Origin of the sequence: Paracoccus limosus, assembly GCF_009711185.1 — a bacterium.
GTDB classification, from domain to species: domain Bacteria; phylum Pseudomonadota; class Alphaproteobacteria; order Rhodobacterales; family Rhodobacteraceae; genus Paracoccus; species Paracoccus limosus.
This window is the reverse complement of record NZ_WMIF01000034.1, coordinates 1-11,926: the sequence shown is the minus strand read 5'-3', so window position 1 is coordinate 11,926 and position 11,926 is coordinate 1. Positions and strand designations below refer to the sequence as shown.

Sequence of the window (11,926 nt, the reverse complement as noted above, 5' to 3'; positions counted from 1 at the left end):
TTTCTCTGATGACTGCCGTAAATTGCCTGCAAATTCGACCCGGCTTGGCGCGCGGAATCCGGGCCAGTCAGTTACCCACAAGAGATTTGCGCTTTCCCCTTGCGGTCGCTGCCCCGCTGGCCTAAAGCCGCAGGGCAGCGTGTGGCCCGTTCGTCTATCGGTTAGGACGTCAGGTTTTCAACCTGAAAAGAGGGGTTCGACTCCCCTACGGGCTGCCATTTTTCCCTGTTCCTTGAAGCATTTCGCCCTTTCCGGGGCAGGCGTTCGCCTGCGCAGGCCATGCCCGGCCACGGTGCGCCACGGTGATCTAGTCACCGACGGCGGCACCGGCCCGTGGCATCAGGAGACCGAACCAAGCGCGAGGCACAGCCCATGACCAGAACCCCCGATGATCCGCCCCCCGGCATGACGCAGCCGGCTGCCCGGCTGGCAACCCCAAGCGGCGCGGGGCCGGCATGAGCACCAGCTTTACGCCCTTTGCCTCATTCGGCGGCGGCATGTTGATCGGGCTGGCCGCCGTGCTGCTGATGGCGCTGCATGGCCGCATCCTTGGCGTGACCGGCATCCTGTCGGGCCTGCTGCGCCGGGGCGATCCACGCGACTGGTCGCTGCGGGCGGCGCTGCTGCTGGGCATGGTTCTGGCCCCGGCGGGCATCCGCCTGATCTGGGGCGACTGGCCATCGCTGCAGGTTCCGGTCCCGACTGCCAGCCTGATCGGCGGCGGGCTGCTGGTCGGGATCGGGGTCAGCTATGGCGGCGGCTGCACCTCGGGGCATGGCGTCTGCGGCAATGCGCGCCTGTCGCGCCGGTCGATCACCGCAACCCTGTGCTTCATGGCGGCGGCTTTTGCCACCGTCTACGTCACCCGCCACCTGATCGGAGCCTGAGATGCGCCTGTTTTCCGCCCTGCTGATCGGCCTGATCTTTGGCAGCGGCATCGCCCTGTCTGGGATGATCAACCCGGCCAAGGTGCTGAATTTCTTTGACCTCGCCGGGGATTGGGATCCCAGCCTTGCGCTGGTCATGGCCGGGGCGCTGGCGGTGGCCGTCCCCGGCTACCGGCTGGTGCTGGCGCGGCAAAGGCCGGCGCTGGCGCCCGCCTTTCAGCTGCCCGACACCCGGCGCATCGACCTGAAACTGGTCGCAGGCTCGATCACCTTTGGCATCGGCTGGGGCATCGCGGGCTTTTGCCCCGGCGGCGCGCTGCCCGCGCTTGGCACCCTCCGGTCCGAGGCGCTGCTGTTCGTCGCGGCCCTCGGCGGCGGCCTCCTGATCGCGCGGGCGCTCAGGCGCGCGGGCTAGGCCGGGTCAGCCCCGCGCCAGCCGCTCCAGCGCCGCGGGGGCGGTCAGCTGCACCGTGCCCCGCGCCTGCCCGATCCAGCCGCGCCGCGCGAAATCCTGCAGGGTGCGCGATACCACCTCGCGCGCCGTGCCCAGCTCGACCGCCAATGCCTGATGGGTAGCCGTGACCACGCCCTGCCGCGCCTCTTTCAGCAACAGCGCCGCCAGCCGCATGTCGACGCGGCGAAAGGCCACTTCCTCGATCACCGTGAACAAATCCGACATCCGCCGGGCATAGGCGCCAAAGATCAGCTGCCGGAACTCGGCCGAGGCGGCGACCAACTCGTCGAAATCCTGACGCGGCACCAGCGCGGCGGTGACCTCGGTCTCGGCGATGCCCTCGGCCTGATAATCCTGATAGGCCAGCTGACAGGCCGCCGTCAGCACGCAGCTTTCGCCGCCCTGCACGCGGTAAAGCGTGATCTCGCGCCCGCTTTCGCCGGTCTGCTGGACGCGCACGCTGCCCCGCAACACCAGCACCAACGCGGTCGGGGCCTGTCCGGGACCAAAAAGCCGCCGGCCTTCGGGCAGCACCTGCACCCGCGCCCGCGCCAGCAGCTGATCGCGCAGCCGCTCGGGCATCTGGGCAAGACCGGGAAACAGCGCGGTCCAATCGTCTTGTGCCATGTCGGTCATCCTTGCGGCTTGGCTGCATTATGGCGCCAGCGCCTCGCAGTCTTTCCAGATCTCGCGAGCCAAGGCCAGCAGCACGGCGCCCTACAGCAGGTTGACCGGCACCTTCAGGTAATGCGCGCCATTCTCCTCGGCGGGCGGCAGTTCGCCGGCCCGCATATTGACCTGCAAGGACGGGATGATCAGGCGCGGCATGTCCAGCTGTGCGTCGCGGGCGGTGCGAAAGGCGATGAATTCCTCGCGGCTGCGACCGCCGCCGACATGGATGTTGCGGGCCCGTTCCTCGGCCACGGTGGTTTCCCAGCGGATCTCGCGCCCGTTCGGGCCGTAATCGTGGCACATGAACAGCCGCGTCTCGGGCGGCAGGGCCAGCACCTTCTGGATGCTATCGTAAAGCGTGCCGGCGTCTCCGCCCGGAAAATCGGCCCGTGCCGAGCCGGCATCAGGCATGAACAGCGTATCGCCGACAAAGGCCGCATCGCCCATGACATGGGTCATGCAGGCGGGCGTATGGCCGGGGGTGTGCAGCGCGCGGCATTCCATCCGGCCCAGATGATAGGTCTCATCGTCGCGAAACAGCCGGTCGAACTGGCTGCCGTCGCGCTGGAATGCCGTGCCCTCGTTAAAGATCTTGCCGAAGGTCTGCTGGACCGTGGTGATCTGCGCACCGATGCCCAACCTGCCGCCCAGCACCGACTGGATATAGGGCGCGGCCGACAGGTGATCGGCATGGACATGGGTCTCGATCAGCCATTCGACGCGCAGCTTGTGGCGGGTGACATGGGCGATGATCCGGTCGGCCTGCGCATGGCCGATGCGGCCGGCGGCATAGTCCAGATCCATCACTGGATCGATGATCGCACAGGCGTCCGAGGCCGGATCGCGGACGACATGGGAAATCGTATTGCTCGCCGGATCGAAAAAGCCGGTGACCTCGGGATGGGGGTGTTCGTCTGTCATGCTGTCCTCGATGGCCGGAATGGATGCCCCGGTCTGGCGCAGCGGGCCCCGCGTCGACGGTGACTAGATCACCAAGCGCGGCACCGGCGGAACCCGCGCCGTCCGTCGCGGGTTGACCGGGCAGCCAAGGGAAACACAGCAGGAGCGTGTCATGGTCGATGCCAGTCGAATTCAGGAAGGGGCCGAGGTCGTCGGCGCCGATGGCGTCCATGTCGGTTACGTGGACCATATCGAGGCCGGCCGGATCCGGCTGAAGCGCAAGGATGCCGCGCATGGCATCACCACGCCGCAGCCCCGCTATCTGCCGCTGAACGATGTTGGCTCGACCGAGGATGGCAAGGTCTGGATGGCCGCCGATGCCGCCTTGGTGCGCTATCTGGAAGAACAGGACAAGGACGGCAAGCCGGCCTGAGCCGATGACAGGGGCCGCGCCCGGCGGGGTCCGGGTCGCGACCGGTCCCGCCCGGCTGCGCCCGCCAGGTTGGTGCAGCCGGGCAGGATCGGCGTCCGCGTGGACTATTGCCGCAGGCTGGCCGCCGGCGACTGGCGATAGGCGATCCATGCCGGCAGCGCCGCCATCAGCGCCCCGAACCCCGCCAGAATGGCAAGCCCCGCCAGATCGCCCGCGCTGAATTCGACCGGCAGCGGAAAACCCTGCCGTGCGGTGACGAGACGGCCCAGATAGCTGGCCGCCAGCCAGCCGCCCAGCACCCCCAGCACAATCCCCGCCGCGATCAGCGCAAAAAGCTCGGCCCAGACAAGGGCGAAGATGGCGCCACGCGGCGCGCCCAGCGCGCGCAGGGCGCCGATCTGGCGCCGGCGCTGGCCGATATGGACCATGGTCACCAGCAAAAGCGCGGCCGCGACCAGCCCCTGCGTCGCCGCCGCCACCGCCGCCAGCACCTGCCGGGCATCGCCCAGCGTGCCGTAAAGGCTGGTCAGCACCTCGGCGGGAAAGACCGCCATGGTGCCGCCCTGCTGGCGGTATTCCTGACGCAGCTTGTAGGCATTGGCGATGCTGGAGGGTTTGACCAGAATCGCGGGCAGGCCCGGCACCTCGCCCGGCTGCCATGCTTCGGTCAGGGGCGCATCGGCGTCGAAACCATGGCCGTGCTCATGCTCATCATGCGCCTCGGCGGGCGCGTCATCGTGCCCGGCGCCCGTCTCCAGCCCGTGCAGATGCCAGACCGCCTGAATCGGCACCAAAATGGCCCGGTCCCAAGGGGTGCCGGTCGCCTGTAGCCGCCCGGTGATGCGATAGCTCACATCCTCATGGTCATGGCCGCCGCGCGACAGCTCGCCATGGGTCGGGCGGATGGCGTCGCCCACCGCCAGACCGACCGTCGCGCCGATCACCGCCTCGCCTTCGGCGGCAAAGATCCGGCCCTCGGCCAGACCCGGCGCGGTGTTTTCGACCAGCTGGGTGGTGGTGCCGATCACCGGCCAGCCGCGATGGAAATCGCCAAAGCCGACCGGCGCGGCCCAGCTGACGCGGGGGTCGCGGGCCAGCGCCGCCAGCACATCGCCTGACACCAGCGGCAGCGCGGCGGGTTGCAGAAACACCGTCGACAGCACCAGTTGCGTTTCAGAGCCGGGCGCGCCGATCACCAGATCGAACTTGTCCGAGGCCCGCGCGCTGCCCAGACGCAGGGCGCGCTCGGACAGGCTGACGCCCAGCCCCAGCGCCACGGCCAGCGCGATCAGCAGCACGATCACCACGGCACCGGCCTTCATGCGGCCCAGATCGGCCAGAATGAACCGCAGCATCAGCCTGTCACCCCCATGGCATCGTCGCGGACCTCACCGCCGGCCAGCGCGATCCGGCGCGGCAGGCGCTGGATCAGCGCGGGATCATGCGAGACCACGATCAGCGTCGCGCCGCTGTCGGCGGCCAGCCCGGTCAGCAAGGCGCCGATCGCCGCGCCATGCGCGGGGTCAAGGCTGGCGGTCGGCTCGTCGGCGATGATGACGCCGGGGCGGCGCAGCAGCGCCCGGGCGACGGCGACGCGCTGCATTTCACCGCGCGACATGGTGCCGGTGCGCTGGCCGGGGCGTTGCAGCCCGACCTGTGCCAAAAGCTCGCCCGCCCGCGCCACCAGCGCCGCATTGGCCACCCGCGCCAGCCGCGCCGGCAACAGCACGTTTTCCAGCGCGGTCAGGCCGGGAAACAGATGGAAATCCTGCATGATCAGGCCGACATTGGCGCCACGCCAGCGGTCGCGCGCGGATTCGGACAGGCGCGCGATATCGGTGCCGTCCCAACGCACCTCGCCCCGGCTGGGCCGTTCAAGCCCTGTGATCACATTCACCAGCGTCGATTTGCCCGAGCCCGAAGGGCCGGCCACCGCAACGCGCCCACCAGCAGGCAGGCGCAGGTCGGGAATGGTCAACGCCGGGCTGTCGAGGCCGGGAAACCGGACCTCGACCCCGGAAAGATGCAAGGACAGCATGCCGGCCGGTCAGATCGTCGAAAACCGCGCGTCGCGCAGGCGCAGCTGGCTGACGAAGCCGGTGTCGGGATCGGTCCACGAACCGCGCTCCAGCATCCCGGCGGCCTCGATACGCTGGTTGGGATCGGTAAAGGTCTGCTTGCCGTCCAGATAGACGACCAGAATATTGTCGGGCCAATCGGCATCGGTCGAACAGAACGGGCACAGCGCCATCGGGATCTCGGTCAGCACGAAAAACGCGCTTTCCGCCTTGAGCGGCGGGGCCATGAAGCCCTGAATGGTCACGCGCGAGCCGGTCAGCTTTTTGACCTTGTCGGAAAACTCAAGGCCCAGCGCGCTGAACGAGCCGTAAAGCTCGCCAAAGGAAAGATCAGGCGTGGCGGCCCGGGCCGGGCGCAGCGTGGCCAGCGACATTCCGGCGGCCAGCGTGGCCAGGCAGGACCGGCGGGTCAGGATCTGGGACATGCTATCCTCCATGAAAGGGATGCGGCCGCCCGGAGGGATCCGGGCAGCCGCGGGGATCAGAACTCATTTCTGCGGGGCGTCGAGAGCAAAGACATCCGCCAGAACCTTGTAGACGTCCGACTGCTCCATGTAGCCCTTGAAGGCTTCGGCGCCCGGACCGGTGGCCTGCAGCACGATGTCATCGACGGCATGGACGGCGGTGTCGTTCTCGCGCGGCAGGTTGCCCACGCGCAGCACGGCACCGGGGACGTCCTTATAGGCCTCGTTGGCGACATATTTGCCTTCGCCATCCTGGATCGCCGGAACAAAGGGGCCGTCCAGTTTCGGGCCCCAGGTTTCATAGTAATCCGGGAAGTTCGACGAGAACAGCGCCAGCGGGCGTTTCACGTCGACGCTTTCGGGATAGCCGTCGCCATTGGCATCGACATAGTCGGGGAAGCCGGCATCGTCATAGACGCCGACCTTCTCGCGCATGTCGGTGCCCTCTTTCTGGGTGTCGATGGTGCCGATCAGCGAGACGCCATGGGTATGGTCGCCCGTGACCACGACCAGCGTGTCGGGGTTCTTGGCGGCAAAATCGCGGGCCACGGCGACGGCATGGTCCAGCTCGACGGTTTCCAGAACCGCGCGGTCCCAGTCCATCGGGTGGGACATCTTGTCGACCGAGGCAGCCTCGACCATCAGGAAAAAGCCCTCTGGGTTCTTGGACAGCTGGCCCAGCGCCGCCTGGGTCATGTCGACCAGACCGGGTTGGTCGGGGAATTTCTCGACCGTGCCCTTCTTGAGCTCGTTGCGGTCCAGCCAGGTGTCCATGTTGCCGGTGTGGAACAGGCCAAGGATCTTGCCGGTATTGGTGCCGGCCGAGGCGGCCAGCTCGGTGCCGGTGGTGGCGATGGTATAGCCCGCGTCACCGAACATCTTGATGTAATCCTTGTCGTCCTTGCGCTTCGAGCCGGGGACGTCGGATTTCAGGAAATAGGCCGAGCCGCCGCCCAGCAGGACATCGGGCTGCACGTTATAGAGCATGCCGACGATCTCGGCCTTGTCGCTGCGCTTGCGGGTGTGCGAGACGACGGCCGCCGGGGTGGCGTCCTCGACCTCGGCGGTGGTGACGACGCCGATGGATTTCTTGGTGGTGCGGCGCAGCGCCTCAGCGATGGTCTCGACCTTGGGATCGTCAAGGGTGGCCGGGGTGCGGTCGGCATAGACGCCCAGCGCGTTCACGCGGCTCTTGTGGCCGGTCATGTAGGCCGAGGCGGTATTGGCCGAATCCGTCGCGATCGAATGGGTCGAGGAGGTGCCGATGAAGGCCATGTGGTCCAGATCGTCCATCGCCAGGCGGCCGTTGGCCTTGCCGCCGGTCATGCCCTTGGACATGATGCGCGCCGAGGTGCGGTGCGCCACCGACAGCCCGTCGCCGATCAGGAAGATCACGTTCTTGGCCTTGGCGACCTCGGAGGTGCCATAGACCTGCCAGGTGGCCGATTTCGTCTCATTGCCGGCCTTGACCTCGACGGTATAGTCGCCCGGCGTCGCCAAAGCGAGGTCGCGCAGGATCAGGGCCGAGCCCAGAACCTTGTCTTCCTTGCCTTTTTCTTCGGCGACATATTCGGCGGGCTTGCCAAAGACCTCGGCATAGGGCTTGCCGTTCACGGTGACCTGAATGTCGCCTTCGCCATAGACGGCGTCCAGCTCGACCTTGAAGTCAAAGGGCGATTTCGCAAGGATGGTGGCGCGGTCGATCGGATAGATCTCGGCAGCGATGGCGGCGCTGGTGAAAGCGGTGCTGGCCGCCAGTGCGGCGATAAGGATACGCATGAATGCCTCTTGAATGTCGTGCAGAGCAGCGGGCTCATGCAGCGGCTAACGTCGTTTAACGACAGCAGCATGACTATCCGGAGTTTATTTGCGCCGCAGCGACCGGGACCGGCTAGTGATCGGTGATCGGCATGCGCAGGTTGTGATCGGTCAGCCATGCCGGGTGGTCGGCATACATGTCGCGGATCAGCCGCATCACCAGCTCGACATAGCGCGAGGCATCGCCGGCGCGGTGATAGAGGATCACCGGCGAGCTGGCGCGCGGGCCTTCGATCATCCGGTAGCGCACATCCGCGCGCATCTGCTGCGCCGAGGCCGGGATCACGCAGATCCCGGAATCGGCCGCCACGAGGCCCAGCGCCGACTGGATCTCGCGCACTTCTAGCACCTCGGCGGGCTGCACGTCCGCGGCCAACAGCAGGTTGATGATGTGGTCGGCATAGCTGGGCCGGGGTTCCTTGGGATAGACGATCAGCTTTTGCCCGGACAGCGCCGACAGCGGGATCGGCCCGCTGTCATGCGCCAGCGCGGTATCGCAGGGCAGCGCCGCCACCAGCCGCTCTTCGCGCAGCACGGTGCTGATGATAGAGGGGTCGCTATGCCGGAGCCGGCCAAAGCCGATGTCGATCCGCCCCTCCTTGAGCGCGGGGATCTGCTGGATCGAGAGCATTTCCAGCAATTGGATATCCACCTCGGGGGCATTGCGGCGCAGGTTTCGGACCAGCACCGGCAGGCCGCCATATAGGGTCGAGGCGACGAAACCGATGGACAGCACCGGATTGCGGTTCATCCCCACGCGCCGCGTCGCCTCTTTCATCTGCGAGACGCGGCCGAGGATCTGCAACGCCTGCTCATAGAACAGCCGCCCGGCGTCGGTCAGCCGGATCGGCCGACTGCTGCGCAGGATCAGCGTGACGCCCAGTTCCTCTTCCAGCAGCTGGATCTGGCGGCTGAGCGGCGGCTGGGCGATGTTCAGCATCTGCGCGGCGCGGGTGAAATTCCGCTCGCGTGCGACGGCAACGAAATAGCGCAACTGCCGCAGATCCATCCTGCCCCCTTGCCGGCGACGGTGCCAGACGCTGCTCTTCGGGTATGCCCGCGACCCGGAAGCCCCGGAATCGGCCATGTTTTTCCCATACTATATCTTTCAGGTATGGTTACAAACCCAAACGGTGTTGGACCGCGGCCCGCACGGCACGGCAGATTGGTGCCATGAACCAGTCATTCGCCCCCCAAACCGCCGCCACCGCAACGCCCGTCGTCACCCGGGTCGAGACGGTGATCATCGACCTGCCGACCATCCGGCCGCACCGGCTTGCGATGGCCACGATGAACGGCCAGACCCTGATGCTGGTCCGCATCAGTTGCAGTGACGGCATCACCGGCATGGGCGAGGGCACCACCATCGGCGGTCTCGCCTATGGCGCCGAAAGCCCCGAAAGCATGAAGCTGGCCATCGACCGCTATATGGCGCCGCTGATGATCGGACAGGATGCGACCCGCGTGCAGGCGCTGATGGCGCGCATCGCCAAGATGGTCAAAGACAACCGCTTTGCCAGAAGCGCCATCGAAACGGCGCTCTTGGATGCGCATGGCAGGCGGCTGGGCCTGCCGGTCAGCGAACTGCTGGGCGGGCGCCGGCGCGACCGGCTGCCGGTGGCCTGGACACTGGCTTCGGGCGATACCGCCCGCGACATCGCCGAGGCCGAAGAGATGCTGGACCGCCGCCGGCACCGCATCTTCAAGCTCAAGATCGGGGCGCGCGAGCTGCGTCAGGACATCGCCCATGTCGCCGCGATCAAGCGCGCCTTGGGTGACCGCGCCGCCGTGCGCGTCGATGTCAACATGGCCTGGAGCGAAGCCGAGGCCGCGCTTGGCATGGCGGCGCTGGCCGATGCCGGCTGCGAGCTGGTCGAACAGCCGGTGGCCTCGGCGGCGGCGCTGGGGCGGCTGGTGCGGCGCTTTCCGCTGGCGCTGATGGCCGATGAATCGCTTAGCGGCCCGGAATCGGCCTTCGAGTTGGCACGCAGCCACGGCGCCGATGTCTTTGCCGTCAAGATCGAGCAATGCGCCGGCCTGTTCAACGCCCAGCGCGTCGCCGCCATCGCCGATGCCGCCGGCATCGGGCTTTACGGCGGCACCATGCTGGAGGGCGCGGTCAGCACCATCGCCTCGGCCCATGTCTTTGCGACCTTTGCCAATCTGCAATGGGGGACCGAGCTGTTCGGGCCGCTGCTGCTGACCGAGGAAATCCTGTGCGAGCCACTGGATTATAGCGATTTCGAACTGACGGTGCCCGCCGGCCCCGGCCTTGGCATCGCGCTGGACGAAGAGCGCATCGCCTTTTTTGCCCGCGACGGCTTTGACCGCAAGACCATCTGAGGAGACCCGAGATGCTGTTCCATGTCCGGATGGATGTGAAGATCCCCCATGACCTGCCGCGCGAGCAGGCCGCCGAGATCCTCGCCCGTGAAAAGGCCTATTCGCAAGAGCTGCAGCGCAGCGGCAAATGGCGTCACATCTGGCGGCTGGCCGGCGAATACGCGAATTTCAGCATTTTCGACGTGCAGGACAATGCCGAGTTGCACGCGATCCTGTCGGGCCTGCCGCTGTTTCCCTTCATGCAGGTCACGGTGACGCCGCTGCTGCGCCACCCTTCGGCCATCCGCGAAGACGACAGCTGACCCGCCTATCCCACGGCGCGGCAGAGAGGGTCGCGCCGATCCCCAACCGAATCCAGGAGGAAACCATGACAGTCCAGATTTTCGACCGGCCCGACGTTCAGGAATTCCTGAACGAACTCAGCGGCCTGAACAACGGTGCTGGCAACCCGCGCATGAAAGAAATCACCCACCGGCTGATGTCGGACCTGTTCAAGGCCATCGACGATCTGAACATCACTCCCGACGAATACTGGACTGGCGTGGCCTGGCTGAACGAACTAGGCGCGCGCGGGCAGGCAGGGCTGATCTCGCCCGGGCTGGGGGTCGACCATTTCCTGGACGAACGGCTGGACGCTATCGACGCCGCGCTGGGGATCGACAACCCGACGCCGCGCACCATCGAAGGCCCGCTCTATGTCGCCGGCGCCCCGGTCTCGACCGGCTTTGCCCGGCTGGACGACGGCACCGACACCGATGGTCACACGCTGATCATGCATGGCGTGGTGCGCGGCGCCGACGGCAAGCCGCTGCCCGGTGCCACGGTCGAGGTCTGGCATTGCGACACCCGCGGCTTCTATTCGCATTTCGACCCCACCGGAAAGCAGGCGCCGTTCAATATGCGCCGCACCATCATCGCCGATGACGAGGGGCGCTATAAATTCCGCAGCATCCTGCCCAGCGGCTATGGCGTGCCGCCCGGCAGCCCGACCGAACAGCTGCTGACCGCTTTGGGCCGGCACGGCCAGCGCCCGGCGCATATCCATTTCTTCGTCAGCGCCCCCGGCCATCGCAAGCTGACCACCCAGATCAACATCGAGGGCGACCCGCTGATCAACGACGACTTTGCCTATGCCACCCGCGAGGGGCTGGTGCCGCATGTCATCGAGCGCGAGGACGAGGCCAGCATCCACGCCAACGGCCTGAACACGCCCTTTGCCGAGATCGAGTTCGACATCCACCTGACCACGCTGATCGATGGCGTCGACAACCAGATCAACGAAGCGCGTCGCCGCGCCGCTGCCTGACCGGATATGGCGGCGCCCCCCGGGGCACTGCCAGCCCAGAACCGTCTTTTCCCGCACGACCGGCCTTTGCGGGAAAGGGCACCCCGCGCGCTGGCGTGGCCGGAAGCACCCGCGCGAGACATCCAAATAAGACGGCGACAAACAGACGCCCCTGCACCCGGCAAGGCGCGCCGCAAGGATGATGCCGCCGGGCTCTGACATCACTCGGCCTTTCTAGCCTTCCCGCTTAACTCCGGCTTTTCACTCGCATCGGTCGACATTCTGGCGAGTCTCGCCCAGCCCATCTGCGCATCACCCTGCCCGGCGCATGATCACGGCCGGCGGCAGGCAGGACCGTTTGCGACATCCCGACTGCACGAAAGCGCCAAAGGCTCTATTTGTGTCAGCTTCTCTCTCACCAACGCCAAACTCTGGCTAAAGACAGCCGGAGTTTAGGTTGAAAATTGGTAAGCGCGACGCTGATCCCCTCCTGCCGCTGGTGATCTGAACGGGCCAATCTCCGTGCGCATGAACGTCGGAGGTGTTGGCTTGGAACGAGACGGCAAAATGGGCGGCCATTTGGACGGCTTCT

At 66.7% G+C, this 11,926-nt stretch carries 13 protein-coding genes and 1 tRNA gene; 7 read left to right on the top strand and 7 right to left on the bottom strand.

The window, feature by feature from the left end; all coding sequences use genetic code 11:
• Positions 1 to 143: 143 nt before the first annotated feature.
• From GL279_RS17035 to GL279_RS17025, 3 genes are all read left to right on the top strand, one after another.
• Positions 144 to 218 (top strand) — tRNA-Glu (locus GL279_RS17035).
• Positions 219 to 455: 237 nt separating this feature from the next.
• Complete coding sequence (locus tag GL279_RS17030) at positions 456 to 887, top strand: YeeE/YedE family protein (RefSeq protein ID WP_155065828.1); 432 nt, start codon at positions 456 to 458, stop codon at positions 885 to 887.
• Between the two features lies 1 nt (position 888).
• Positions 889 to 1,302, top strand: a complete 414-nt coding sequence (locus GL279_RS17025; protein ID WP_155065827.1) for a DUF6691 family protein — start codon at positions 889 to 891, stop codon at positions 1,300 to 1,302.
• 6 nt (positions 1,303 to 1,308) lie between these two features.
• Here the strand turns inward: GL279_RS17025 and GL279_RS17020 are convergent, their stop codons facing one another.
• Both GL279_RS17020 and GL279_RS17015 read right to left on the bottom strand, forming a co-directional pair.
• The gene (locus tag GL279_RS17020; RefSeq protein ID WP_155065826.1) at positions 1,309 to 1,968 is read right to left on the bottom strand and encodes a Crp/Fnr family transcriptional regulator; all 660 of its coding nucleotides are present in this window, start codon (positions 1,966 to 1,968) and stop codon (positions 1,309 to 1,311) included.
• A gap of 90 nt (positions 1,969 to 2,058) precedes the next feature.
• A complete protein-coding gene (locus GL279_RS17015) occupies positions 2,059 to 2,934 on the bottom strand; it encodes an MBL fold metallo-hydrolase (protein WP_155065825.1) in 876 nt (291 codons plus the stop codon).
• 151 nt (positions 2,935 to 3,085) lie between these two features.
• Between GL279_RS17015 and GL279_RS17010 the strand changes: the two genes are divergently transcribed.
• Entirely contained in the window at positions 3,086 to 3,346 is a 261-nt protein-coding gene (locus tag GL279_RS17010) for a DUF2171 domain-containing protein (protein WP_155065824.1), read from the top strand.
• A 104-nt stretch (positions 3,347 to 3,450) separates the two neighbouring features.
• Here GL279_RS17010 and GL279_RS17005 read toward each other — a convergent pair whose 3' ends face one another.
• The 5 genes from GL279_RS17005 to GL279_RS16985 all read right to left on the bottom strand — a co-directional run bounded on the left by GL279_RS17005 (position 3,451) and on the right by GL279_RS16985 (position 8,715).
• Positions 3,451 to 4,701, bottom strand: coding sequence for an ABC transporter permease (locus GL279_RS17005; RefSeq protein WP_155065823.1), 1,251 nt, complete (start codon positions 4,699 to 4,701; stop codon positions 3,451 to 3,453).
• Complete coding sequence (locus GL279_RS17000) at positions 4,701 to 5,384, bottom strand: ABC transporter ATP-binding protein (protein WP_155065822.1); 684 nt, start codon at positions 5,382 to 5,384, stop codon at positions 4,701 to 4,703. Before GL279_RS17000 ends, GL279_RS17005 begins: the two co-directional genes overlap by 1 nt.
• Before the next feature lie 9 nt (positions 5,385 to 5,393).
• Positions 5,394 to 5,849, bottom strand: a complete 456-nt coding sequence (locus GL279_RS16995; RefSeq protein WP_211371357.1) for a hypothetical protein — start codon at positions 5,847 to 5,849, stop codon at positions 5,394 to 5,396.
• Positions 5,850 to 5,912: 63 nt separating this feature from the next.
• The gene (locus GL279_RS16990; RefSeq protein ID WP_155065820.1) at positions 5,913 to 7,667 is read right to left on the bottom strand and encodes an alkaline phosphatase; all 1,755 of its coding nucleotides are present in this window, start codon (positions 7,665 to 7,667) and stop codon (positions 5,913 to 5,915) included.
• Positions 7,668 to 7,779: 112 nt separating this feature from the next.
• Positions 7,780 to 8,715, bottom strand: a complete 936-nt coding sequence (locus tag GL279_RS16985; protein ID WP_155065819.1) for a LysR family transcriptional regulator — start codon at positions 8,713 to 8,715, stop codon at positions 7,780 to 7,782.
• Between the two features lie 164 nt (positions 8,716 to 8,879).
• On the opposite strand from GL279_RS16985, the gene GL279_RS16980 reads away from it, so the two are divergent.
• The 3 genes from GL279_RS16980 to catA all read left to right on the top strand — a co-directional run bounded on the left by GL279_RS16980 (position 8,880) and on the right by catA (position 11,355).
• Positions 8,880 to 10,049 (top strand): muconate/chloromuconate family cycloisomerase, encoded by a 1,170-nt coding sequence (locus GL279_RS16980; protein WP_155065818.1) that lies wholly within the window; start codon positions 8,880 to 8,882, stop codon positions 10,047 to 10,049.
• Positions 10,050 to 10,060: 11 nt separating this feature from the next.
• Positions 10,061 to 10,351 (top strand): muconolactone Delta-isomerase, encoded by a 291-nt coding sequence (gene catC, locus GL279_RS16975; protein ID WP_155065817.1) that lies wholly within the window; start codon positions 10,061 to 10,063, stop codon positions 10,349 to 10,351.
• A gap of 65 nt (positions 10,352 to 10,416) precedes the next feature.
• Entirely contained in the window at positions 10,417 to 11,355 is a 939-nt protein-coding gene (catA, locus tag GL279_RS16970) for a catechol 1,2-dioxygenase (protein WP_155065816.1), read from the top strand.
• The last annotated feature ends 571 nt before the right edge of the window (positions 11,356 to 11,926 follow it).